The sequence below is a fragment of the Kitasatospora sp. NPDC059146 genome (assembly GCF_042786665.1).
In the GTDB taxonomy this organism is placed as follows: Bacteria; Actinomycetota; Actinomycetes; order Streptomycetales; family Streptomycetaceae; genus Kitasatospora.
This window is the reverse complement of the sequence record NZ_JBHZCY010000013.1, coordinates 27984-49855: the sequence shown is the minus strand read 5'-3', so window position 1 is coordinate 49855 and position 21872 is coordinate 27984. Positions and strand designations below refer to the sequence as shown.

Below are 21872 nucleotides of genomic sequence, written 5' to 3'. Positions count from 1 at the left end.
TTGTCATCTGTCCGGGCCCACTCGGGCCCGCTCAGACCCCTCCGCCCCCTCCCGCAGCTGCCCAGGCCGGCACAGCGTCGCGTACGTCGCCAGCGCCAGCACACCGCAGCCCAGCACCACCAGCGCCAGCAGGGTCGCCGACGGCCGCCCGCCGAGGCTGCTCAACGGCGCGACCACCGCGCCGCACAGGAAGTTGCCCGTCCCCAACAGCGCCGAGGCCGTCCCGGCCGCCTGCGGCTCCACCAGGCTCAGCGCCTGCGCCGCCGTGTTCGGCAGCACCACCCCGAGGCTGCCCATCAGCACGAACAGCGGCGGGCAGAACCCGGCCAACCCGAAGTCCCACACCGCGGTCAGCAGCACCAGCGCCACCCCGGCCGCGACCGCCGTCCCGAGCCCGGCCAGCATCAGCGACCTCGCGGCGAAGCGCGGCGCAAGCACCCGCCCGTTCAGCTGGGTCATCACCACGATGGAGAGCGAGTTCAGCCCGAACAGCAGGCTGTAGGTCTGCGGCGACACCTGGTAGACGTGCTGGAGGACCGTCGAAGACCCGCTGATGTACCCGAACAGCGCGCCGAACGCCAGCGAGCTGGTCAACGCCAGCCCCAGGAAGGGCAGGTGGCGCAGCAGCCGCGCCATCGTGCGCAGCGTCGCGGCGACCCCACCGCCGTCCCGGGCCTGCGGCGGCAGGCTCTCGCGCAGCGCGCCGAACGCGGCCAGGGTGAGCAGCAGTCCGAGCGCCGTCAGCGCCCCGAAGGTGCCGCGCCAGGAGGTGAAGCGCATCAGCTGCGCCCCGATGATCGGGGCGAGGATCGGTGCCAGCCCGGAGATCAGCGCGATCGAGGCGAGGAAGCGCAGCATCGCCACGCCCTGGAAGCGGTCCCGGGCGACGGCCCTTCCGATGACCAGTCCGGCCGACCCGGCCGCGCCCTGGACGAAGCGGGCCGCGATCAGCACCGCCAGGTTCGGCGCGAACACGCACACCACGCTGGACAGGGTGTAGACGACCAGCCCGGCGAGCAGTGGCGGCCGGCGCCCGAAGCGGTCGCTGAGCGGCCCGAAGAGCAGTTGCCCGGCCGCCACCCCGACCATCGAGAAGGTGAGGGTGAGCTGGACGGCCGCCGGTTCGGCGACCAGGTCGTCGGCGATCGCGGGCAGGCCGGGCAGGTAGAGGTCGGTGGTGAGCGGGCCGAGCGCGGTGAGGCCGCCGAGGACGACGACGGTGGCCCGGCCGGCGGCTGCCGACCTGCCGGACGCCGGGGCCGGGGCTTGGGCTGGATCGGTCGACGTGTCGTCGGTGGGACCGACGGTCGGGCCGGGCATGGCTCTCCTAACGGACGCGGTGACGTGGGGTTCGTTCGCGATCCGTCCTATCGCAGCCCCTCGGACGCGTTGACGGCAGGGGTGCGCCGGGACGGATCCGCCCACCGGCCGATCCACAGCACGCGCACGACGAAGGCCCGCCCGCACCTTCCGGTGCCCGGCGGGCCGTTCGTTCCCTGGTCAGGACGGCTGATCCGGGACCAGTGCCCGGTCAGCACCCTCAGTGCTTGGCGACGTGCTCGGCGCGAAGGGCCGCCTGCAGTGTCGCGCCGTCCTGCCACGCGTAGAGCTGGTTGCCGGTGAGCGTCACATTGTAGTGCCCGCAGGTGCCGATGGCCTTGGCCGCGATGCCCTCCGGGAACCAGCCCGCCTTGAGCGAGACCGGCACCGGGTGCGGCCCCTTGCCCGGCACCCCGGTGTTGCAGCCGGAGGGCAGCCGGCCCTCGGGGAGGGTGGCGCGCAGCAGCCGGTCGTCGCCGGTGGTGGACCTCAGGTACTTGACCGAGGAGGCGTTGTCGGGCAGCCAGGTCGGCATCGAGCGACGCTCGGCCTTGGCCTGCGAGCCGCTGTCGAACGCGGCCTGCTCCTGGTGGCGCCCGTCGTACCACTCGGACACCCGCGGGCCGATTGCCACCGCTGCCACGGCGACGGCCATGCCGGTGCCCGCGACTCCCAGCGCGACCTTGCTCACGATGCCCTTCATGCCTGGCTGCCCTCTCCGTGTGCGGTGCCGGTGCGTCCGGTGGGTCCGGTACGTCCGATGCCTGTGCTGCGTCCGTTGCCTGTGCTGCGTGCGGTGCCTGTACGACGCCCGGTGCCTGTACGACGTCCGGTGCGGCCGGGACCGTCGCCGGCCCGTCCGTGACCCGTCCGAGCTGAACGGTCCGCCGTCCGGGTGTATCCATGGTGGCGCGGGCCGACCTTCCGGATCGTCACCACCAGGTCGCGAGCTTGCATCCAACCCACGGGGTACCGTCTCCACCTTCAGGCGTATGTCCGTGGGGCCGACCCCGGAGGTAGGTGCCGCTCCGGCGCTCGGGCTGCCACGCCGGGCCCGGGTACGTCCCGGGCCCCGATCGAGCCTGACCCAGGCGGGGCGCCGCCGCAGCCCGGTGTGCTGCACCCGGGGCACCGGCCCGCGGCGGACCGGGCGCACGGCGGGCCGGAGCCAGGGCTGGACCGGGGCTGGGACTGGGGGCGGGACTGGGGGCGGGGCGCCGGGTCAGACGGTCGCGGCGACCGGCCGGGCGACGGGGAAGGGGCGGCCGTCGAGGGTCCAGTGCGGGTCGATCGGGCGCAGCAGCGAGGCGTACACCTGGGCGGCGACGTCGGGGTGGCGGATCTCGCCGGCGGGCGGGCCGGCCGGGATGTCGTGCCCGGCGCAGGCGACCCAGGCGGTCCGCTCCTCGACGGTGCGGCCGCCGTGGCCGCCGGCGTCGACGTGCCCGTGGTCGGTGACCACGATGACGGTCCACTGCTCCTGCGGATAGCCCTCCCGGCCGCGGACGGCGTCGAGCAGGCGGCCGAGGCGCTCGTCGGCGGTGCGCATCGAGGCGCGGTACTCCTCGCCGCAGCCGAGGAAGTGGGCGGTCTCGTCCACGGCGCCCAGGTAGACGAAGGAGGCCTCGGGGTCGGCGGTGCCCAGGACGTGGACGGCTTCCCGGGTGACCTCCTCGTCGACGGCCTCCCAGGCCTCGGGGGTGTCCTCGGCGGGGGCCACGTAGGAGAGCCGGCCGGGGGCGCGGAACAGCGGGCCGCCGGACTCGTTGATCATCAGCGGGTCCCAGCCGGCCGCGACGAAGGTGCGGCGGCGGTCGCCGCGGTTGAGGCGGGTGGCGAAGTCGGGGAAGACGTCCAGCCGGTTGCCGCCGAGGTGGTTGCCCCAGACGCCGTGCTTGGCGGGCTCGACGCCGGTCACGATGGTGGCCCAGCACGGTCCGGACATGGTCGGGGTGGAGTCCGCGACGGTGACCGGCACCAGGAACCCGGCCTCGGCGACCTCCTGGAGGCGCGGCATCGGCACCTGGGCGAGGTAGTCGTGGCGGACTCCGTCGATCCCGACCACGAGGACGCGGGGGCGGGGCCACTGGACTGCGGACATGGTGGGGCTTCCTTTCGGTCGTGCACACCCGGCCGCGCCCGCCGAGGGCGCCGCCGACCGCGCCATGCTTCACGGCCGGCCGTACCGGTCGGCGACGGGGTGCCGAACGGCGGGTGTCCGCGAGGTGTCGGGAGCGTCGGGAGCCTAGCGAGGTGTCGCGAGGTGTCGCGAGGTCAGCCCGCCGCCCGGACGAAGCGGCGGTCGGACTCCGCGAGGTCGGCGGCCGGCCCCGCCGCGCGCAGGACGACGTCCAGGACGCCGTCCGGGTCCGCGGCGTAGCAGTTCGCGAACCAGGGCAGGTTGGCCTCGACCACGGCCCAGTGCTCGACCGGGTCGTACGGGTCGGCGATCGGGCCGACGTCCAGCGCGACGGCGCTGGGCAGGGCCAGCGGCCCGGTGCCCCCGACGGCGTCGAGCAGGCGGCGGGCGAACGCGGTGGCCTCGGCGGTGAGCGGAGCCGGGTCGAGCCGGCCGAAGCGCGCGTAGCGGCTGCCGGTGCGCACCTGCCCGTCGAGCAGGAACAGCCGGTACTCGGCGGTGAAGGTCACCGGCTCGCTGACCAGGACGGGGGTGTCCGGGCCGATCCGCTCGCCGGTGCGGGGCAGCCGGGAGCCGTCCGGGTGGACGGCGGGCGGGAAGGACTTGTCGGCGGGCGGCTTGACGAAGGCGGGGTGGCGCAGCGTCCAGGCCTCGGCGAGGGTGGTGAGTTCGATCCGGCGGCGGGTGAACTCCTCGGGGAGGCGGGCGAGCCAGTCGTCCTCGGGTTCGAGCAGGGCGAGCCCGAGCGGCGCCGCGATCCGGGCGGCCGCGAGCGGCCCGCCGTACCAGTGGACGGGCCGTCCGGCGAGCCGCCCGACCGTGTCCGGCCCGGCCAGTACGGCGGTGGCCAGGCCCCGGCGGGCGGCGGCCCCGGTGAGCAGGCCGGTGGTGCCGGTCGGCTGGGCGGAGGTGAGCAGGACGGGCGCGCGCACGGCCGTCAGCCCTCCGGCCGGAACTCGTGGACGACCTCGATCCGGCCGACGATGTGCCGGTTGAACTCCTCCAACTCCTCGGCGGGCACCCAGAGTTCGAGGATCGTCCGGCCGCCGGCCCGCTGCACCGGGTAGCGGGCGAGGAAGTCCGTCTCCACCTCGAAGCGGGTGACGTAGCCGACGCCGGAGGCGGGCACGTTCCAGTCGCGGGCGATCCGGATCGCGTAGTCCTCGTTCAGCACGGGGTAGAAGATCGGCTGCTCGGGCAGCCGGGGCGGCCAGGCGCGCCGGTCGGCGGCCTCGACCAGGGCCAGCTCCTCCGGGCCGGTGGGGCGCCAGAGGGTGGTGGTCGGGGGCTGCTGCCGGGCGGGCTGACTGGTCATGGCGGGACGGTAGCCGGGCCGCGAGGGGCCCGGCCACCGGTTATTCGCCGTTCGGGGCGGGGCCGGCGGTCGGTCAGCGGTAGGCGGACTCGCCGGTGATGGCCTCGCCGAGGACCAGGGTGTGGATCTCGCTGGTGCCCTCGTAGGTGAGCACCGACTCCAGGTTGTTGGCGTGCCGCAGCACCGGGTACTCGGTGGTGATGCCGTTGGCGCCGAGGACGGTCCGGGCGCTACGGGCGATCTCCAGCGCGGTGCGCACGTTGTTGAGCTTGCCGAAGCTGACGTGCGGCGGGCGGGCCGCGCTCTCCTCCTTGAGCCGGCCGATCCGCAGGGCCACCAGGTACGCCTTCTCGACCTCCAGCATCATCTCGACCAGCTTCTGCTGGGTCAGCTGGAAGCCGGCGATCGGGCGGTCGAACTGGATCCGGCTCTTCGCGTAGTCCAGCGCGGCGGTGTAGCAGTCGCGGGCGGCGCCGACGGTGCCCCAGAGGATGCCGTAGCGGGCCTCGTTGAGGGAGGAGAGCGGGCCGCGCAGGCCGGTGACGCCGGGCAGCACGGCGTCGGCGGGCAGCACGACCTCGTCGAAGGCCAGCTCGCTGGTGACGGAGGCGCGCAGGGAGAGCTTGCCGTGCACGTCGGTCGCGGTCAGGCCACGGGTGCCGCGCTCGACCAGGAAGCCGCGCACGCCCTCCTCGGTCTGCGCCCAGACCACGGCGACGTCGGAGATGCTGCCGTTGGTGATCCACATCTTGCTGCCGGACAGCACCCAGTCGCCGCCCTCGCCGCCCTTGCGGACCGCCCGGGTGCGCATGTTCGCCGGGTCCGAGCCGAAGTCGGGCTCGGTGAGGCCGAAGCAGCCGATCAGCTCACCGGCCGCCATCCCGGGCAGCCAGCGCTGCTTCTGCTCCTCCGAGCCGAAGGCGTGGATCGAGCGCATCGCCAGCGAGCCCTGGACCGAGACGAAGCTGCGCAGCCCCGAGTCGGCCGCCTCCAGCTCCATACACGCGACCCCGTACGCCACGGCGTCGGCGCCCGCGCAGCCGTAGCCGTCGAGGTGCATGCCGAGCACGCCCAGCGCGCCGAGTTCGGGGGCGAGTTCGCGGGCAGGGAAGACACCGCGCTCGAACCAGTCGCCGATGTGCGGGCGGATCCGCTCCTCGGTGAACCGGCGGACGGTGTCACGGACCAGCCGCTCCTCGTCGGTGAGGAGGTCGCCGACCGCGAGCAGGTCGGCCGGGTCGATCCGGGTCGGCTTCGGCATGGAAGCTCCTTGTAGTCTCGGCGGGACATCGGCGAGTATTCCGCAACCCGCCCGGTCAGGGACCGACGGGAGCGAGTGAGGAAGGCGACATGTCCGGCACGGCGTACGTGGTCGACGAGGTGACGGCCGAGGAACTGGACGGTTCGGTGGCCGAGTTCGCCGGGCTGCTGACGGCGACCGTCCACGACGGTGCCTCGGTCGGCTTCCTCGCCCCGCTGGAGCCGGACGAGTCCGCGGCGTGGTGGCGGGCACTGGTCCCCGAGCTCGCGGCCGGACGGCTGGTGCTGTGGACCGCCCGGGCGGCGGCCGACGGGCGGCTCGCCGGGACGGTGCAGCTGCGGCCGGCCACGACGGCGAACGGGCGGCACCGGGGCGAGGTGGCCAAGCTGATGGTGCACCCGGCGGACCGCGGGCAGCGGCTGGCCGGGCGGCTGCTGGCGGCGCTGGAGGAGCGGGCGGCTCGGTCGGGGATCCGGCTGCTGGTGCTGGACACCGAGACGGGCAGCCCGGCCGAGCGGATGTACGAGGCGGCGGGCTGGACCCGGGTCGGCTCGGTGCCCGACTACGCGGCCGACACGACCGGCGTGCTGCACCCGACGACCATCTTCTTCAAGTCGCTGGTGCGCTGACGGGAACGGCCGGGCCGAACGCGAACGGCCGGTACGGAACACGGAAGGGGAGGCGGGGCATGGCGCGTTGGGCGCTGGTCGTCGAGGAGACGGTCGGGATCGGCAAGGACCGGACCTGGGGCAACAAGGTGCTCGGCGAGGTCGAGGGCACCCGGGAGGAGGCCGTCGCGGAGCTGCGGCGGATCGTCCCGACCTACACCCCGGAGCATCCGATGAGCAGTCGGCAGCAGACGCTGCTGCGGGACGGGGACACCTACCTGCTGATCTCGCGGGGGAGCATGCGGGACTACCACTGCGTGTTCAAGGTGTGGGAGCTGCTGTGGGACAGCAAGCGGCCCGAGGTGCAGGCGGAGCGGTTGACGACTGACGACTGACAGATAACAGATGACAGTGTTCAGCGAACAGATGACAGATTTCGAAATCTGTCATCTGTTCGCTGAACACTGTCCGCCGTCCGCCGTCACCACACTCCGCACAGCCTCAGCAGCGCCGCCGTCGCCGCCCCGGCCACGACCACCACCGGGAAGGGTGCCCGGCGCCACGCGAGCACGCCCGCGACCAGCACCCCCGCCGGACGGGCCCACCCGGCGAAGCCGTGCCCCTGGGTCAGCGCGCCGGTCGCGACCAGTGCGACCAGCAGTACCGCCGCCGCGACCGCCAGCAGGTGCCGGACCCGCGCGGAGAGCGCGAGCCGGTGCCCGAGCAGTGGGCCGGCCACCCGATAGGCGTACGTGCCGGCGGCCAGCAGCAGGATCGCGTACAGCGGCATCATCGGACCTCCTCCTTCACGGCCGCCGGGGCGACCGCCTGCTCTCCCGGCTCCCCCGGCTCCCCCGGCTCCCCCGGTTCCGACCCCGCCCCGGGCCGCCCGGCGAACAGCAGCCCGGCCAGGGCCAGCAGCACCGGCAGCCCGCCCGGCACGAAGGGCGTGGCCGCGACGGCCACCACCGCGCCCACCACCGCGGCCGTACGAGTCGCGCGGTCGGTGAGCGAGGGCAGCACCAGCGCGAGCAGCACGGCCGGGAAGGCCGCGTCCAGCCCGAGCGCGTCGGTGTCCCCGATCAGTCCGCCGGCGAGGCCGCCGAGCAGCACCGCCACGTTCCACACCACGAACAGCGAGACCCCGCAGACCCAGAACGCCGCCCGGCGGCGGCGCGGTTCGTGCTGCTGGAGCGCGAAGGCCGCACTCTCGTCGGTGAGCATCTGCGCCCCGAACAGCCTTTGCCACCAGGGGCCCTGGAGTACGTCGGCGACCGCGAACCCGAACGGGAGCAGCCGGGCGTTGAGCACCAGCCCGGTGGCGACGGCCGCGAGCACGCCACCACCGGACAGCACCACGCCGACGGCCGCGAACTGCGAGCCGCCCGCGAAGACCAGGACGGAGAGGGCGGTCGGCACCCAGAGCGGCAGGCCGCCGGAGACGCTGATCGCGCCGAAGGAGGCGCCGACGAGTGCGTCGGCGAGGCAGACCAGGGCGATGTCGCGAAGGGTCGCATGTTCGAGTGTTCGGAGTAGCGAACGCATGTTCATCAGAATGAACCGGGAAGCCCGTGTTCGTCAAGGCGAACGGAGGGACCGATATGGCGAACGCCCTTGGGTCCCGCAGCCCCATGCCCCATGGCCCCATGACCCCGACCCACCCGGGGACCGGCGTGGCAGCATGAACGGCACCACCAGCGGGAAGCCGACCGAAGGAGCCTGGAGAAAGCGTGAGTGGCGAGCATGAGTGACCGGACCACCCGACCCGAGGGCGCCAACGGCTCCGGTGCGGAGCTGATCGGCCAGATCGCCGCGTCCATCCGGCGCGAACGCGAACGCAGCGGACTGTCGATGGCCGAGCTGGCCCGCCGCGCCGGCATCGCCAAGTCGACGCTCTCGCAGCTGGAGTCGGGCGCGGGCAACCCCAGCGTGGAGACGCTCTGGGCGCTGGGGGTCGCGCTGAACGTGCCGTTCAGCAGGCTGGTCGACCCGCCGCGCCCCACCGTCAAGGTGCTCCGGGCCGGCGAGGGCCCGGTGACCCACTCCGAGCAGGCCAACTACGCGGCCACGGTGCTCTCCTCCTGCCCGCCGAACGCCCGGCGCGACATCTACCGGATCGAGGCCCAGCCGGGCGACACCAGGGCTTCCGAGCCCCATATGCCCGGCACCGTCGAGCACGTGCTGATCGGCTCGGGCCGGGCCCTGGTCGGCCCGACCGAGACGCCGGTCGAACTCGGCCCGGGCGACTACATCAGCTATCCCGGGGATGCCCCCCACGTCTTCCGCGCACTGGCCCCGGACACCCTCGCGGTGATCGTGATGGAGCACATCTGACGGGTGACGGCAAACAGATGACAGCTGACAGATTTCGAAATCTGTCAGCTGTCATCTGTTACCTGTTCTCTGTCAGCCGTTCGCCGTTCGCCGTTACTTCAACAGCCCGTCCAGGAATGGGTTCCCGAACACCCGGTGCGGGTCGTACCGGTCGAGCGTGGCGACCGCCTCGTCCCAGCCGGGCCCGCCCCCGGCGCGCAGGCTGTCGGGAATGGCCCGGCCGATCACGTCCTGGTCGGACCAGGCGGCGTCCGCCGTGTACGCCCACCCCTTGGACCACTCGACCCTCGCCCCGGCCCGGGTGCCGTCGAAGGTGCGCAGCAGCCACTGCTCCAAGTCCCGGGCGAAGCGCTCCAGTCCGGGCGTGCCGGGGAAGGCGAGGACGTCGAGCCAGACCGCGGTGTCCCACTCAGGGCGGTCCGCCCGGGGGCGCAGCGCGGACAGCAGCGGCGGCCGGGCGCCGGGGACGCCGGAGTAGGACGGGTCGTCCAGGCCGGTGACCCGGATCTCCACCGCGCCGTTCACCGGGAACTCGCCCCTGGCCTGGTACTCGCCGAGCAACTGCCGGTAGTAGGCGGCGAATTCGCTGACCACCCACTGCAGGTCGGCGCGCTTGGTCAGGATCGCGTAGCCGTTGGCGGTGACCCGCAGCGTGGTGGGCCGGACGTACTGCAGCAGGGCGCGCGAGGGGCCCCAGAGGTCGGAGCGCAGGCCGCCGGCGAGCAGGTGGGTGATCAGGTCGCCGGTGAGCAGGTCACGCAGCAGTCCGCCGGAGAGCAGGACGTCGGTGAGGTCGCCGGTGAGCGCCACCTTGGCGATGAGGTACTGGAGTTGGCCGAACAGCGGGGCCGATCCCCAGGCGCCGGAGATGATTTGGCCGGCCAGTCGGGCGACCGGTTCCGGAATGCTGTCCGAGAAGGGGTAGTTGTAGGGCTGGTCGACGGCCCGGGAGGCGAGCGGCTTGCTCGGGGCGACGGTCCAGGTCTTGAGCCACGGGTAGTCGGTGTAGGCGAACCAGATCGCCTCGACCCGGCCGTCGCGCTCGACGAAGTCGGCGAGGGTGCGCGGGCCACCGCCGCCGCCCAGCAGTCCGCCGAGCAGTCCGCCGCCGCCGGTGGGGGTGCCGGGGCGGGCGAACAGGTCGCTCGCCGGGATGTCCAGCCGGCTGACGCAGCGCAGCGGGCGGTCGGCTCCGACGCGCAGCACGACCTCGGTGAGGAAGGCGCGGCCGAGGTGCACCAGGAACGCGGCGCTGTCGGCCTCGGCGCGGTCGAAGGTGCGCAGCGCGTAGCGGCCGGTCGCCGGGTCGAGGACGACGGCGGTGAGCTTGACCACCTGGTTGCTGACCGAGCCGTAGCCATGCCCGTCCGGGCGCAGTTCGCCGCCGGCGCCGGTGGCGGTGCCGTGGCCGCCGATGGCGAGCACTCCGCCGACGGTGAGGTCGCCCGGCGCCGGGCAGGCCGTCAGGCCGAGGCCCCGGTCGGACAGGTGGGTGAGCAGCGCGTCCATGCTCGCGCCGGTCTGCGCCCGCACGGTGGTGGGTGAGTCGGCGGTGATGGCCGTGAGGTACCGGTTGGTGTCCACGAGTAGGACGCGGGCGTCGGCCGGGGTGCCGTTGGCGACGGTGAGCGGGGCCCAGGTGTGCCGGTAGCCGGTGGCGCGCAGCCGCCAGCCGTTGGCGTGCGCCCAGTCGGCGAGGGCCGGGACCTCTTCGGGGGTGCGCGGTGCGCAGGTCCACAGCTGGTCGGTGCGGATCTCGCCGGACCAGTTCTGGAACACCCGCTGGTACAGCTCGGTGCCGGCGGGAAGGCCGGGCGGTACGGGCGTGGCCGCCTCGGCGCTGTCGGGGCCGATGGTGCCGCGCAGCAGCCAGGCTGCGCCGCCGAGCGCCGCGGAGGCGCCGAGCAGCTGCCGTCTGGTCAGGCCGCGGTGGGTGTCGTTGCCGTCGTGTTCTGTGGTCATCCGGTCCGCCCCCTGCGTCGGTTTCCCCGGGCCGGATCGCGGCGCTCCGGGGCGGTCGGAATCCGCCCGACCCGGTCAGGAGCGTACGAAGTGCCGTACGACCGTTTGAAGCGTTCCGGCCGGGATCTCACTCGTTCGAGTGATCATGGCGCGAACGGCCGAGGGCCGTCCACCTGGTGCGGTCGGCGGGGCGGGGCGGCGTGGTTTCGGCGGTCGCCGAACTGTTGCCCGGCCGTCCGAGGGACCCATAGGTTGATCTTGACCATCGACTCCCCCGCCCGCCGGAGGCTCCGCCGTGCCCTCGTCCGCGCCTGCGTCCGCGCCGCTCGCCGACGTCGGCACCGCGCCCGCCACCCCCGCCGCCGTCACGGTCACCGTCGCCCAGCCCGTCTGCGCCGCCCCCGGCCGTCCGGACACCCTGGCCGTCAACGCCGGACGGCACGCCGCGGCCGTCCGGGAGGCGGGGACCCGACTGGTGGTGTTCCCCGAGCTGTCCCTGACCGGCTACGACCTGACCGCCCCCGCCGTCGACCCGGCGGACGCCCGGCTCGCCCCGCTGGTCGAGGCCTGCGGCGCCACCGGCGCCCTGGCGCTGGTCGGCGCGCCGGTCGCGGAGGCCGACGGGCGCGAGTCCATCGCCACCCTGGCGGTCACCGGCGGGGGCGCCCGGGTCGTCTACCGCAAGATGCGGCTGCACGGGCCGGAGCTCGACCGGTTCAGCCCCGGCGAGCGGCCCGTCGTGCTGGAGCTGGACGGCCTGCGGCTCGGCCTGGCGGTGTGCGCCGACGCCGCCGACCCGGCCCACGCCGAGGAGACCGCCGCCCTCGGCATCGACGCCTACGTCGCCTCCACCCTGTACGGTCCCGGCCCCGCGCAGGCCGAGCGGCTCGCCGGGCACCTGCGGGAGCGGACCGGCGCGCACGGGGTCTGGGGCGTACTGTCCACCAGTGCCGGGGCCAGCGGCGAGTTCGCGGAGACCTCGGGCCGCTCCGGCGTGTGGGCCCCGGACGGCACGGTCGTCGGGCAGCTCGGCGCCGAGCCGGGTGGGCTGCTGCGGGTGGAAATACCCGGGGCCCGCGAGCGGCTGTGGTGATCGGAAGTCCCGTGACCGGGCCGGACCGGCCCGTACAGGAGGTGCAGCGCGCGATGGGTGACGAGCGGGAGAAGCCGCAGGAGTACCGGGTCGAGCACGACTCGATGGGCGAGGTGCGGGTGCCGGCGGCCGCGAAGTGGCAGGCGCAGACGCAGCGGGCGGTGGAGAACTTCCCGGTGTCCGGCCAACGGCTGGAGCGCGCGCACATCGCCGCGCTGGCCCGGGTCAAGGCGGCCGCGGCGCGGGTGAACGCCCGCCTCGGGGTCCTGGACGAGGAGACGGCCGGGGCGATCGCGGCGGCCGCCGAGGAGGTCGCGGAGGGCCGCTGGGACGACGAGTTCCCGGTGGACGTGTTCCAGACCGGTTCGGGCACCTCGTCCAACATGAACGCCAACGAGGTGATCGCCACCCTGGCCGGCGAGCGGCTGGGGCGGCCGGTCCACCCGAACGACCAGGTGAACGCGAGCCAGTCGTCCAACGACGTGTTCCCGTCCTCGATCCACATCGCCGCCACCGCCGCCGTCACCCACGACCTGATCCCGGCGCTGGAGCACCTGGCGGAGGCGCTGGAGCGCAAGTCGGTCGAGTTCGCGCAGGTGGTCAAGTCCGGCCGTACGCACCTGATGGACGCCACGCCCGTCACCCTCGGCCAGGAGTTCGGCGGCTACGCGGCCCAGGTGCGGCACGGGCGGGAGCGGCTGCTGGCGACCCTCCCCCGGGTCGCCGAACTGCCGCTCGGCGGAACGGCGGTGGGCACCGGCATCAACACCCCGCCCGGGTTCCCGGCGGCCGTCATCGAGGAGGTCGCCCGGGCCACCGGGCTGCCGCTGACCGAGGCCCGCGACCACTTCGAGGCGCAGGGCGCGCGGGACGCGCTGGTCGAGCTGAGCGGCCAACTGCGCACGGTGGCGGTGGGGTTCACGAAGATCGCGAACGACCTGCGGTGGATGGGCTCCGGTCCGCGCACCGGCCTGGGCGAGATCAACCTGCCGGATCTGCAGCCCGGCTCGTCCATCATGCCGGGCAAGGTGAACCCGGTGCTGCCCGAGGTGGTGCTGATGGTCGCCGCCCAGGTGGTGGGCAACGACGCGACGGTGACGCTGGCCGGCGCGAGCGGCAACTTCGAGCTGAACGTGATGCTCCCGGTGATCGCCCGCAACGTGCTGGAGTCGGTGCGGCTGCTGGCCAACAGCGCCCGGCTGCTGGCGGACCGGACGGTGGACGGCATCACCGCGAACGTCGAACGGGCCCGCGAGTACGCGGAGTCCTCGCCCTCGGTGGTGACGCCGCTGAACCGCTACATCGGGTACGAGGAGGCGGCGAAGGTCGCCAAGCAGGCGCTGGCCGAGCGGAAGACCATCCGCCAGGTGGTGCTGGAACGCGGGTACGTCGAGCGGGGCGCGCTCACCGAGGAGGAGCTGGACCGGGCGCTGGACGTGCTGCGGATGACGCACCCGTAGCCGGCCCGGCCCGGCCTCGTCGGCCGGTGCGCCGGGGCGCGGCGGGCACGAGTGCCCTCCGTGCCCCGGACGCGGGCTGCGGGGAAGGTCAGCCCTTGGCGCGGCCGGCCCGGCCGAGCCGCATCGCTGCTCCGTTCGACGTGATCGTGGCCATCGAGATCGCCGCGAGTCCGAGCAGGAACATCACGGCACCGACGATGACGCAGGTGACGATGTTCTTGCCGTGCGCGACGGACCCGGAGACGGCCCAGGGAGAGATGATCGTCCAGATACCGAGCGCGGCGGCGGCCCAGGCCCTCGCGTGGGTGCGCTCGTAGGCCGAGCCGTAGCCGGCCATCAGTGCCGTGTAGGCCAGCCCGACGATCAGGCAGGTCACGGTCAGGGTGCTGAACGCGGTGAAGCCGACGATCCACGGCGATGCCGCGAGGAACAGGCCGGCCAGAACGGCCAGGGCTTCGACGCCCTGGGCGCGGGGGGTCGAGGTGACCCGCTCGTAGTGTTCCCGGAGTTCGACGATGTCCGGGTGGTGCTCCATGCCTGTCGGCACATGGGTTGCCACCGATACCACCTCCTGTGGTTTCGGACCATGGGAAGGGGCAAGCCCCGTACCTATTCTGGCGCTTCTCCAAGGTTTTGCACCTGATAGTCCGGAATGACCGATAACCATCCGATCACGCCGGTGACCTGCGTCTCAACACTCCGAGGGCCCATTGCCTATGCAACTCGTTGCATAGCAGGATGCTGGGCATGGCACTGGAGCACGCGATCCTCGTCTCGCTGCTGGAGCAGCCCGGCTCCGGGTACGAACTGGCCCGGCGCTTCGACCGCTCCATCGGACGCTTCTGGACCGCCACCCACCAGCAGATCTACCGGGTGCTGCGGCGGATGGAGGCGGACGGCTGGGTCGCCGCCGAGGAGGTCGCGCAGGACGGCCGCCCGGACAAGAAGGTCTACTCGGCGGCCGGGCCCGGACGGGCCGCGCTGGCCGACTGGCTGCGCGAACCGGTCGAACCGGAGACCGTACGGCACGAGCTCGCGGTCAAGATCCGGGCCGCCGCCTTCGACGACCCGGCCGCGCTGATCTCCGAGGTCGAGCGGCACCGCGACAGCCACGCCGCCCTCCTCGCCCGCTACCTGCACGGTGAGCAGCGGGACTTCCCCGACCTCACCGCGCTGGACACCCGGCAGGAGCTCCAGCACGTCGTGCTGCGCGGCGGCATCGAGTTCGAGCGGATGACCCTCGCCTGGCTGGACGACGTGCTCGCCACCCTGCGCCGGCTCGCGGAGGACGGACGGGGAACAGATCACAGATGACAGATAACAGATGACGGAGTTTGAAATCTGAAATCTGTTCGCTGACATCTGTCTTCTGAACTCTGTTCGCCGCCGTCCGTCCACCCGCCCGCCGCACCCCGCCCCGCCGAGTCCTCACACCCTCGACCCCCTGGGAGCCCCCGATGCTCTTCAACCCGCGCACCTACGACCCCGCGCAGTTCGACGAGCCGACCCGCCGACTGCTGCGCGCGACCGTCGACTGGTTCGAGTCCCGCGGCAAGAAGGCGCTCATCGACACCTACATCGACCGCGCCTGGTACGGCGACTTCCTCGAATTCGCCGCCAGGGAGGGCCTGTTCGCGGAGTTCCTGACCCCGTCCGCGGCCGACGCCGACAAGCGCTGGGACACCGCGCGGATCGCCGAGCTGAACGAGATCCTCGGCTTCTACGGCCTCGGCTACTGGTACACCTGGCAGGTCACCATCCTGGGCCTCGGCCCGGTCTGGCAGAGCGAGAACGAGGCCGTCCGGGCCCGCGCCGCCAAGCTCCTCGCCGAGGGCCACGTGATGGCCTTCGGCCTGTCCGAGCGCTCCCACGGCGCCGACATCTACTCCACCGACATGATCCTCACCCCGGACGGCGAGGGCGGCTTCACCGCGACCGGCCCCAAGTACTACATCGGCAACGGCAACGTGGCCGGCCTGGTCTCGGTGTTCGGCCGCCGCTCGGACGTCGAGGGCCCCGAGGGCTACGTCTTCTTCGCCGCCGACAGCCGCCACGACGCGTACCACCTGGTCAAGAACGTCGTGAACGCCCAGATGTACGTCAGCGAGTTCCGTCTGGAGGACTACCCGGTCCGGGCCGAGGACGTGCTGCACACCGGGCAGGCCGCCTTCGACGCCGCGCTGAACACCGTCAACGTCGGCAAGTTCAACCTCTGCACCGCCTCGGTCGGCATCTGCGAGCACGCGATGTACGAGGCCGTCACGCACGCCCACAACCGGGTGCTGTACGGCCGCAAGGTCACCGACTTCCCGCACGTGCGGCGGGAGTTGACCGACGCGTACGCCCGTCTGGTGGCGATGAAGCTGTTCAGCGCGCGGGCCGTCGACTACTTCCGCACGGCCTCCGCCGAGGACCGCCGCTACCTGCTCTTCAATCCGATGACCAAGATGAAGGTCACCACCGAGGGCGAGAAGGTCATCGACCTGATGTGGGACGTCATCGCGGCCAAGGGCTTCGAGGCGGACACCTACTTCGACAAGGCCGCCAAGGACATCCGCGGCCTGCCGAAGCTGGAGGGCACGGTCCACGTCAACCTGGCGCTGATCCTCAAGTTCATGGGCAACTACCTGTTCGCACCCGCCGAGTACCCGCCGGTGCCGACCCGGCTGGACGCCGCCGACGACGCCTTCCTGTTCCACCAGGGCCCGGCCCGCGGCCTCGGCGCGATCCGCTTCCACGACTGGCGCGCCGCCTACGACCGGCACGCCCAGCTGCCGAACGTCGCCCGTTTCCGCGAGCAGGCCGACGGCTTCTGCGAGTTGCTGCTCAAGCACGCGCCGAGCAAGGAGCAGCAGGCCGACCTGGACTTCCTGCTGGAGATCGGCCAGCTGTTCGCGCTGATCGTCTACGGCCAGCTGGTGCTGGAGCAGGCCGAGCTGACCGGCCTCGACGCCGATGTCCTGGACCAGGTGTTCGACGCGCTGGTCCGCGACTTCTCCGCGCACGCGACCGAGCTGCACGGCAAGGCCTCCGCCACCGAGGAGCAGGCCGCCTGGGCGCTGGCCAACGTGCGCCGCCCGGTGGCGGACGCCGAGCGCGCCGCGAAGGTGTGGGCGCGGGTCGAGGCGCTCTCGGGCGCGTACGAGATGCAGCCGTGACGCAATGGTGACGCAGTCGTAGGTCCGGTGGGACCAGGACGACTCCGGGGGTGCCGGTCGGCGGACCGGCACCCCCGGACGGCTGCGGCGCTCCCCCGTCGGGGGCGGTTTCAGCCGTCGCCGAGGCCCATGTCGCGGGCCCGGGCGACGGCCTCCGCGCGGGTCGCGACGTGCAGTTTCTCGAAGATGTGGGTGACGTGGTTGCGGACGGTCTTCTCCGCGACCACGAGCTCCCGGGCGATCCGCCGGTTGTCGTGGCCGCGCGCCACCAGGTCCAGCACCTCGGCCTCGCGGGCGGTGAGGTCGGGGAAGAGCTGCCCGGCCTCGCGCATCTTCGCCCCGGCCAGCAGCGCCGTGATCCGCCCGGCGACCTCGCCGCCGAACACCGCGCCGCCCGCGGCGACCGTCCGGACGGCGTGCAGCACCTCCTCGCGCCCCGCGCCCTTGACCAGGTAGCCGCGGGCGCCCGCCTGGAGCGCGGCGAGCAGGTTGCCGTCGTCGTCCGACATGGTCAGCATCAGCACCGGCGGGGACTGCTCCTGGCCGGAGAGCCGGCGGACGGCCTCAAGCCCGGAGCCGTCGGGCAGGGAGAGGTCCATGATCACCACGTTCGGGCTGTGTCGGGCGACCGCGTCCGGGACATCGGCGACCCGCTCGGCCTCGGCCACCACGGTGACGCCCTCGGCACTCTCCAGCGCCGCCTTGAGCCCCTCCCGAAAGAGGGGGTGATCGTCGACGATCAGTACCCGAACGGGTGCCGCCCCGCCCGCCGGGCCGGAGGGTGCGACCAGCTGGTGTTCATCCACCCGGCCGACACTAGCAGCGGCGATCACGTGACTCTCCGTGACATGCCCGGAGGTCGTCCGCACGGCGGGGGTGGCGCCCACCGCCGTCCCGCCCGGAATGCGTGACCGCTGCCTCAGGCGACCGGGACACCGGGCCGAGCAGACTGGGACCGGACACCCTGGGGACGAGGCGCCGGCGGACCACGACGCGGCCGGCGGAACACCCGCTGTCGAGAACCGAGGTGGTGCCATGATCACGGTCTCCTCTCCCCCGCGCCGCACCCGGGCCGAGCGGCAACTGACCGCCGCCGCGGTCGTCACCGCGCTCTGCTTCGTCTCGGCGACGGTGTGGATCTGCTACGTGCTCGTCCACCTCGGCGAACCGGGCGTCTCCCACCCCCGCGACGAACTCGCCATCCTGGTCTACGCCCTGCCGACCGCCGGGGCCGGCATGCTGCTCCACGCGCACCGCCCGGGCAGCCCGCTCGGCTGGGTGATGCTCGTCTACGCGCTCACCAACATCCTCCCCCGGGTGGCGGCCGCACCGCTCTGGGTCGAGGTCCGCGACCCGGGCATCGCCGGCGCCGTGCTGGCCTTCGACACGGTGCTCAGCGCGGTCAGGACGACGCTCATCTACGCGCTGCCGCTCTGGCTGCCGAGCGGACGGCTGACGACGCGGCGATGGTGGTGGTTCATCGGGGCCGTCGGCGTGTGGGTGAACGCCGAGGTGGCCCAGGGCCTCGCCGACCCGACGACCTACGGGCGGACCAATCCGCTGGCCGACAGCCCGCCGGCGCACCTCGCCGTGAGAGTGGTCGACGGACTGGGCGGCCACGACCTGCTGATCAGCGAGTGCGTGCTCGGGTTCGTCACGCTGGTCCTGCTGTCCCGGCTGCTGCGGCCGGCCGCCGTCCCGGGGCGCGACGCGGCCGAGACCCGTCGGCACCGGCTGCGGGTGGCGGGCATGCTCGGGGCGTACGTGCTCTGGGTCGCGCTGCAGGACTTCTACATGCGCAACCGGGCCGACCACTACTGGCTCAGCTACTGGCTGTTCACCGCGGCGGGGGCGGTCTGGGCCGTCGCGATCGGCTTCCTGGTGATCCGGGACCACGGCTGGCGGCTCGACCGGGCGGCCCGCAGCGTCCTGATCGGGCTGTTGCTGGGCACCGGCGTCACCGGACTGTTCGTGGTGGCCGCCGCCGCACTGTCCAACTCGCTGCTACCGGGGCGCGGTGGGCCCGCCCTGCTGCTGATCGCCCTGGTGTACGCGCTCGGCGCCACCCTGCCGAAGGCGGCGCGACGAGCCGTCGCCGTGGTGGACCGGCTGTACTACGGCGAACGCGCGCAGCCCTACCAGGTGCTGCGCACGCTCGCGGGGCGGGTGCGGCAGGTCGTCGACCCGGAGCAGCTGCCGGCGGCGCTGTGCGCGACGGTCGCCGAGGAACTCAAACTGCCCGGCGTCACCCTGGCCGTCACCACCCGGGCCGGACGGCGCACGCTGGCCACCGCCGGGCGGCTGAACGGCCGCAGCCAGGGCTTCGCGCTCGTCCACAACGGGCTGCCGATCGGCGAGTTGACCGTCGGGCTGCGGACGGGCGAGGAGCGGCTGGCGGCGACCGACGTCGACATCCTGCGCTCGCTCGCCGACCAGGCCTCGCCCGCCGTCGCCTCCCTGCAGCTCCAGGAGGACCTGCTGGCCAGCCGGGAGCAGATCATCGCCGCCCGGGAGGAGGAACGACGGTGGCTGCGGCGGGACATCCACGACGGGCTCGGACCGGCCCTGGCCGGCCTGCGACTGCGGGTGGACAACGCGGCCTCGACGGCGGAGGGCGGGCTCGCGGACCCGCTGCACACGGTCTCCGAGGGCCTGGGGATGGCGATCCAGGAGGTCCGCCGGATCACCGACCGGCTCGGGCCGGCGCCGCTGGGCGAACTCGGACTGGCCCGGGCGGTCCGGCAGCTGGCGGACAACTTCAGCGGGGCCGGGCTGACCGTGACGGTCGAGGTCTCGCCGGAGCCGCTGCCGGAGCTGGCGGCGGCGGTGGAGGTCGCGGCCTACCGCATCAGCGCGGAGGCGCTCAACAACGTGCTGCGGCACGCCCGGGCCCGGACCGTGCGGGTGGCGCTCCGGGTGGACGACGAGGCGCTGACGCTGACCGTGCAGGACGACGGGGTCGGGTACCGGGAGACCGAGACCGTCGACGAACCGCCCGGCGGCGGGGTCGGCCTGCGGTCGATGGCGGACCGGGCCGCGGAGATCGGCGGCCGCTGCACCGTCGGACCGCTGCCCCAGCAGCACGGCACGCAGGTACTGGCGGTGCTGCCGCGCTCGGCGGCGGCCAACCGGTAGCGGGCTCAGCACTAGCGGGCCCGGGGGTGGCGGTGCGAGCGGGCGGCGGGCAGCGGGCAGCCGGCAGCGGGCGAGAGCCGACGGATAACAGCTGACAGATGACAACGAACAGCTGACAGATGTTGAAATCTGTCAGCTGTTCGTTGTCATCTGTCAGTCGGAAGAGGGGGCGGCCGGGGTGAGCTACTGGCCGGGCCCGCATCCGAACGGGCAATCCTTCGGCGTGACCGTGCCGGACTTCGACCCGGAACGCCCGATCGACTCCGAGGCGGAGCCGGAACAGACCTTGCGCAGTGCCAGGGCTGCCGCGATCACGCCCGCCAGCACTCCAGCCGTACAGATCATCATGGTCGCAGTCGTCGAGGCAGTCGCGGTGTTCGTGGACATGAGGTGGTACTCCTGATTCTTCCGAGCGGCCGATCCGATCGATCAATCGCTCTGCCCACCACTGTGCGGACGGGCCTGCCCCGTTCGCATGGGTTCGAGGTCCTGTTCAGGTCCCAGAACCGCGCCGACCCGGCCACGCACGGCGGCCACCGGCTCACCCGCACCGGCCCGCAGGACGTACCGCTCACCGGCCCGGAGGTAGACCAAGTCACCTGGGAACAAGGGCACTTCACGGTCGCCGAGAGCGAGGCGGGCGTCGGCGCCGGAGAGCAGCACCAGGAACGTGTCCACCGCGGCCACGGCGTACGGCCCGTGCTGCCCGCCGGGGGCGAGCAGCACGGTGTCGACGGCGATCCGCCGGGCGGACCGGACGGGCCCGAGGGCTCGCGAACCGCCGCGCTGGACGGGGATGTCGGCTGCGGACAGGACCGGCCGGACGGTGAGCACGGCGGTCGGTGCGCCGCGCACGGCGGTGAGCCGGTGACTGCTGCCGGGCGGGTGGTGCAGCGCCTCGCCCGGGGACAGGATCCGGCCGCCCGCGGACAGCCGTCCGGCCAGCACCACGGTGACCGACTCGACCGGTTCGCAAGGAAGTTGCTCGACCAGGACGCCGGGCGGCAGGGTCTCGACGGTCAGCGCGGCACGGACGGCCGGACGGCGCCCGGGGTCGATCAGCCGCTGGAAGACGGGCGCGGTGCGCGGGACGGCAGCGGGGACGAGGATCACAAGTGGCTCCCGGAGAACGGTGAAGGTCAGGGCCGGTCGCGGCGTTCGGCGCGACGGTGGGCGAGGGAAGCCCGGGTGCCGGCGCGGTGGCGGGGCACGGCCAGGGTGAGGCAGAGCAGTTCCGCGCCGAGCGGGCCGGCCTCGATCCGCAGGGTGCGGCCCCTGCGGGCCAGCAGCAGGTCGCCGTCCGAGGCCAAATGGTCCGGCTGGTCGGCGAGTTGCCCGATGACGGCGGCGCCGCGCAGGACGTGCAGTACCGTCTCGGCGTCGGGCCGCCCGGGCAGGACGTGATGGGCGCCCGGACTCAGCCGCAGGTGGTCGAAGGCCTCGCAGGCGCTGGCGAGCATGGCACGACGGGCCAGTGAGCGGATCCGGACCCGCTCCCCGTTCGGGCCGAGCAGGACCATGGCGGAGCCGGTGTCGGTGGTGACGATCACCTCTGGTCACCTTCTTCGGGTTCTTCGGGTTCTTCGAGTCCTTCGGGTACTTCGGGTACTTCGGGGGAGGGTTCGGCGGCCGGCTCCGCGGACGGGGGGACGGCCAGGACGGCGTGGAAGTACTCCAGTCCGGCCGTTCCGGCGGTCAGGACGGTCCGCGCGCCGAGCGGGAGCACGACGGCGGTGCCCTCGACCAGCGGCAGGCCGGTGTCGGCGCGCTCGGGGTGGTCGGGGTGCACGACGTCCTCCGGCAAGGCGGCGAGGCCGGAGCCCGCGGTGACGTACAGCGCGTGCTCGACGCCCTCGGCGGTCACCTCGGCGCTCCGTCCCGGTTCGAGCCACTGCAGGCCGACGGCGCGCAGCGGTCCCGCGAGCAGGCCTCCGGGGTCGACGGCGCAGCCGCGGCGGCGCAGGTCGGTGATGACGGTGCCCGGCATCTCGGACGCTCCTTCGGTGCTCTGGGCGGGCTCTGCGGACCGCCTCTGCGCACCACGTTCCGCCGCCCGCCGTCCCGGTCGCACGGGGGTGTCGTCCCG

The 21872-nt window shown here is 73.4% G+C and carries 23 protein-coding genes; 9 read left to right on the top strand and 14 right to left on the bottom strand.

Features of this window, described 5'->3' with window-relative positions:
* Positions 1 to 3: 3 nt before the first annotated feature.
* The 6 genes from ACFXPX_RS08380 to ACFXPX_RS08355 form a co-directional block, all read right to left on the bottom strand.
* Positions 4 to 1320: a multidrug effflux MFS transporter gene (locus tag ACFXPX_RS08380; protein ID WP_380520918.1), complete on the bottom strand. Its 1317-nt coding sequence runs from the start codon at positions 1318 to 1320 to the stop codon at positions 4 to 6.
* Positions 1321 to 1540: 220 nt separating this feature from the next.
* Positions 1541 to 2023 (bottom strand): hypothetical protein, encoded by a 483-nt coding sequence (locus ACFXPX_RS08375; protein ID WP_375890675.1) that lies wholly within the window; start codon positions 2021 to 2023, stop codon positions 1541 to 1543.
* A gap of 519 nt (positions 2024 to 2542) precedes the next feature.
* Positions 2543 to 3421 (bottom strand): alkaline phosphatase family protein, encoded by an 879-nt coding sequence (locus tag ACFXPX_RS08370; RefSeq protein WP_380520916.1) that lies wholly within the window; start codon positions 3419 to 3421, stop codon positions 2543 to 2545.
* A 173-nt stretch (positions 3422 to 3594) separates the two neighbouring features.
* Complete coding sequence (locus tag ACFXPX_RS08365) at positions 3595 to 4392, bottom strand: ATP-grasp domain-containing protein (protein ID WP_380590963.1); 798 nt, start codon at positions 4390 to 4392, stop codon at positions 3595 to 3597.
* A 5-nt stretch (positions 4393 to 4397) separates the two neighbouring features.
* Positions 4398 to 4775, bottom strand: a complete 378-nt coding sequence (locus ACFXPX_RS08360) for a hypothetical protein (RefSeq protein ID WP_375890678.1) — start codon at positions 4773 to 4775, stop codon at positions 4398 to 4400.
* A gap of 73 nt (positions 4776 to 4848) precedes the next feature.
* Positions 4849 to 6036: an acyl-CoA dehydrogenase family protein gene (locus ACFXPX_RS08355; protein ID WP_380640133.1), complete on the bottom strand. Its 1188-nt coding sequence runs from the start codon at positions 6034 to 6036 to the stop codon at positions 4849 to 4851.
* Between the two features lie 89 nt (positions 6037 to 6125).
* Between ACFXPX_RS08355 and ACFXPX_RS08350 the strand changes: the two genes are divergently transcribed.
* Entirely contained in the window at positions 6126 to 6665 is a 540-nt protein-coding gene (locus tag ACFXPX_RS08350) for a GNAT family N-acetyltransferase (protein WP_380590960.1), read from the top strand.
* Between the two features lie 59 nt (positions 6666 to 6724).
* Positions 6725 to 7039, top strand: a complete 315-nt coding sequence (locus ACFXPX_RS08345; protein ID WP_380395893.1) for a hypothetical protein — start codon at positions 6725 to 6727, stop codon at positions 7037 to 7039.
* An 86-nt stretch (positions 7040 to 7125) separates the two neighbouring features.
* Here the strand turns inward: ACFXPX_RS08345 and ACFXPX_RS08340 are convergent, their stop codons facing one another.
* Complete coding sequence (locus ACFXPX_RS08340; protein ID WP_375890767.1) at positions 7126 to 7434, bottom strand: AzlD domain-containing protein; 309 nt, start codon at positions 7432 to 7434, stop codon at positions 7126 to 7128.
* Positions 7434 to 8189 (bottom strand): AzlC family ABC transporter permease, encoded by a 756-nt coding sequence (locus ACFXPX_RS08335; protein ID WP_380590957.1) that lies wholly within the window; start codon positions 8187 to 8189, stop codon positions 7434 to 7436. The genes ACFXPX_RS08340 and ACFXPX_RS08335 overlap by 1 nt, the downstream gene beginning before the upstream one ends.
* A 198-nt stretch (positions 8190 to 8387) precedes the next feature.
* Here ACFXPX_RS08335 and ACFXPX_RS08330 point away from each other — a divergent pair, with 198 nt between their 5' ends.
* Positions 8388 to 8978, top strand: a complete 591-nt coding sequence (locus ACFXPX_RS08330) for a helix-turn-helix domain-containing protein (protein ID WP_375890687.1) — start codon at positions 8388 to 8390, stop codon at positions 8976 to 8978.
* Positions 8979 to 9071: 93 nt separating this feature from the next.
* On the opposite strand, the gene ACFXPX_RS08325 is transcribed toward ACFXPX_RS08330, so the two are convergent.
* On the bottom strand, positions 9072 to 10940 hold the full coding sequence (locus ACFXPX_RS08325) for a cholesterol oxidase substrate-binding domain-containing protein (protein WP_380590954.1): 1869 nt from the start codon (positions 10938 to 10940) through the stop codon (positions 9072 to 9074).
* A gap of 295 nt (positions 10941 to 11235) precedes the next feature.
* Here ACFXPX_RS08325 and ACFXPX_RS08320 point away from each other — a divergent pair, with 295 nt between their 5' ends.
* Both ACFXPX_RS08320 and ACFXPX_RS08315 read left to right on the top strand, forming a co-directional pair.
* Complete coding sequence (locus ACFXPX_RS08320) at positions 11236 to 12033, top strand: carbon-nitrogen hydrolase family protein (RefSeq protein WP_380640131.1); 798 nt, start codon at positions 11236 to 11238, stop codon at positions 12031 to 12033.
* Positions 12034 to 12086: 53 nt separating this feature from the next.
* The gene (locus ACFXPX_RS08315; RefSeq protein WP_380640129.1) at positions 12087 to 13493 is read left to right on the top strand and encodes a class II fumarate hydratase; all 1407 of its coding nucleotides are present in this window, start codon (positions 12087 to 12089) and stop codon (positions 13491 to 13493) included.
* Positions 13494 to 13581: 88 nt separating this feature from the next.
* Here ACFXPX_RS08315 and ACFXPX_RS08310 read toward each other — a convergent pair whose 3' ends face one another.
* Positions 13582 to 14052 carry an SPW repeat protein gene (locus tag ACFXPX_RS08310; RefSeq protein ID WP_380395887.1) on the bottom strand — a complete coding sequence of 157 codons (471 nt, stop codon included), beginning with the start codon at positions 14050 to 14052 and terminating at the stop codon, positions 13582 to 13584.
* 188 nt (positions 14053 to 14240) lie between these two features.
* Here ACFXPX_RS08310 and ACFXPX_RS08305 point away from each other — a divergent pair, with 188 nt between their 5' ends.
* On the top strand, positions 14241 to 14807 hold the full coding sequence (locus ACFXPX_RS08305; protein WP_380395886.1) for a PadR family transcriptional regulator: 567 nt from the start codon (positions 14241 to 14243) through the stop codon (positions 14805 to 14807).
* A 143-nt stretch (positions 14808 to 14950) separates the two neighbouring features.
* Entirely contained in the window at positions 14951 to 16651 is a 1701-nt protein-coding gene (locus tag ACFXPX_RS08300) for an acyl-CoA dehydrogenase family protein (protein ID WP_380520896.1), read from the top strand.
* A 110-nt stretch (positions 16652 to 16761) separates the two neighbouring features.
* On the opposite strand, the gene ACFXPX_RS08295 is transcribed toward ACFXPX_RS08300, so the two are convergent.
* Entirely contained in the window at positions 16762 to 17457 is a 696-nt protein-coding gene (locus ACFXPX_RS08295; RefSeq protein WP_375890700.1) for a response regulator, read from the bottom strand.
* A gap of 229 nt (positions 17458 to 17686) precedes the next feature.
* Here ACFXPX_RS08295 and ACFXPX_RS08290 point away from each other — a divergent pair, with 229 nt between their 5' ends.
* Together ACFXPX_RS08290 and ACFXPX_RS08285 are read left to right on the top strand one after the other, a co-directional pair.
* Positions 17687 to 19786 (top strand): ATP-binding protein, encoded by a 2100-nt coding sequence (locus ACFXPX_RS08290; RefSeq protein WP_380520893.1) that lies wholly within the window; start codon positions 17687 to 17689, stop codon positions 19784 to 19786.
* Positions 19787 to 19964: 178 nt separating this feature from the next.
* Complete coding sequence (locus ACFXPX_RS08285; protein WP_380520891.1) at positions 19965 to 20189, top strand: hypothetical protein; 225 nt, start codon at positions 19965 to 19967, stop codon at positions 20187 to 20189.
* A gap of 26 nt (positions 20190 to 20215) precedes the next feature.
* Here the strand turns inward: ACFXPX_RS08285 and ACFXPX_RS08280 are convergent, their stop codons facing one another.
* The 3 genes from ACFXPX_RS08280 to ACFXPX_RS08270 are packed head-to-tail and all read right to left on the bottom strand — an operon-like array spanning position 20216 to position 21773.
* Positions 20216 to 20899, bottom strand: a complete 684-nt coding sequence (locus ACFXPX_RS08280; protein ID WP_380520889.1) for a hypothetical protein — start codon at positions 20897 to 20899, stop codon at positions 20216 to 20218.
* Between the two features lie 26 nt (positions 20900 to 20925).
* Positions 20926 to 21336, bottom strand: a complete 411-nt coding sequence (locus ACFXPX_RS08275; RefSeq protein ID WP_380520887.1) for a hypothetical protein — start codon at positions 21334 to 21336, stop codon at positions 20926 to 20928.
* Positions 21333 to 21773, bottom strand: coding sequence for a hypothetical protein (locus ACFXPX_RS08270; protein WP_380640127.1), 441 nt, complete (start codon positions 21771 to 21773; stop codon positions 21333 to 21335). Before ACFXPX_RS08270 ends, ACFXPX_RS08275 begins: the two co-directional genes overlap by 4 nt.
* Positions 21774 to 21872: the final 99 nt, after the last annotated feature.

Bases quoted from the DNA above. Each gene is read 5' to 3' on its own strand.
- ACFXPX_RS08350 (WP_380590960.1), top strand. From the start codon at position 6,126: ATGTCCGGCACGGCGTACGTGGTCGACGAGGTGACGGCCGAGGAACTG.
- ACFXPX_RS08375 (WP_375890675.1), bottom strand. From the start codon at position 2,023: ATGAAGGGCATCGTGAGCAAGGTCGCGCTGGGAGTCGCGGGCACCGGC.
- ACFXPX_RS08290 (WP_380520893.1), top strand. From the start codon at position 17,687: ATGATCACGGTCTCCTCTCCCCCGCGCCGCACCCGGGCCGAGCGGCAA.
- ACFXPX_RS08370 (WP_380520916.1), bottom strand. From the start codon at position 3,421: ATGTCCGCAGTCCAGTGGCCCCGCCCCCGCGTCCTCGTGGTCGGGATC.
- ACFXPX_RS08270 (WP_380640127.1), bottom strand. From the start codon at position 21,773: ATGCCGGGCACCGTCATCACCGACCTGCGCCGCCGCGGCTGCGCCGTC.
- ACFXPX_RS08380 (WP_380520918.1), bottom strand. From the start codon at position 1,320: ATGCCCGGCCCGACCGTCGGTCCCACCGACGACACGTCGACCGATCCA.
- ACFXPX_RS08345 (WP_380395893.1), top strand. From the start codon at position 6,725: ATGGCGCGTTGGGCGCTGGTCGTCGAGGAGACGGTCGGGATCGGCAAG.
- ACFXPX_RS08335 (WP_380590957.1), bottom strand. From the start codon at position 8,189: ATGCGTTCGCTACTCCGAACACTCGAACATGCGACCCTTCGCGACATC.
- ACFXPX_RS08325 (WP_380590954.1), bottom strand. From the start codon at position 10,940: ATGACCACAGAACACGACGGCAACGACACCCACCGCGGCCTGACCAGA.
- ACFXPX_RS08330 (WP_375890687.1), top strand. From the start codon at position 8,388: ATGAGTGACCGGACCACCCGACCCGAGGGCGCCAACGGCTCCGGTGCG.
- ACFXPX_RS08305 (WP_380395886.1), top strand. From the start codon at position 14,241: ATGGCACTGGAGCACGCGATCCTCGTCTCGCTGCTGGAGCAGCCCGGC.
- ACFXPX_RS08300 (WP_380520896.1), top strand. From the start codon at position 14,951: ATGCTCTTCAACCCGCGCACCTACGACCCCGCGCAGTTCGACGAGCCG.
- ACFXPX_RS08315 (WP_380640129.1), top strand. From the start codon at position 12,087: ATGGGTGACGAGCGGGAGAAGCCGCAGGAGTACCGGGTCGAGCACGAC.
- ACFXPX_RS08360 (WP_375890678.1), bottom strand. From the start codon at position 4,775: ATGACCAGTCAGCCCGCCCGGCAGCAGCCCCCGACCACCACCCTCTGG.
- ACFXPX_RS08355 (WP_380640133.1), bottom strand. From the start codon at position 6,036: ATGCCGAAGCCGACCCGGATCGACCCGGCCGACCTGCTCGCGGTCGGC.
- ACFXPX_RS08340 (WP_375890767.1), bottom strand. From the start codon at position 7,434: ATGCCGCTGTACGCGATCCTGCTGCTGGCCGCCGGCACGTACGCCTAT.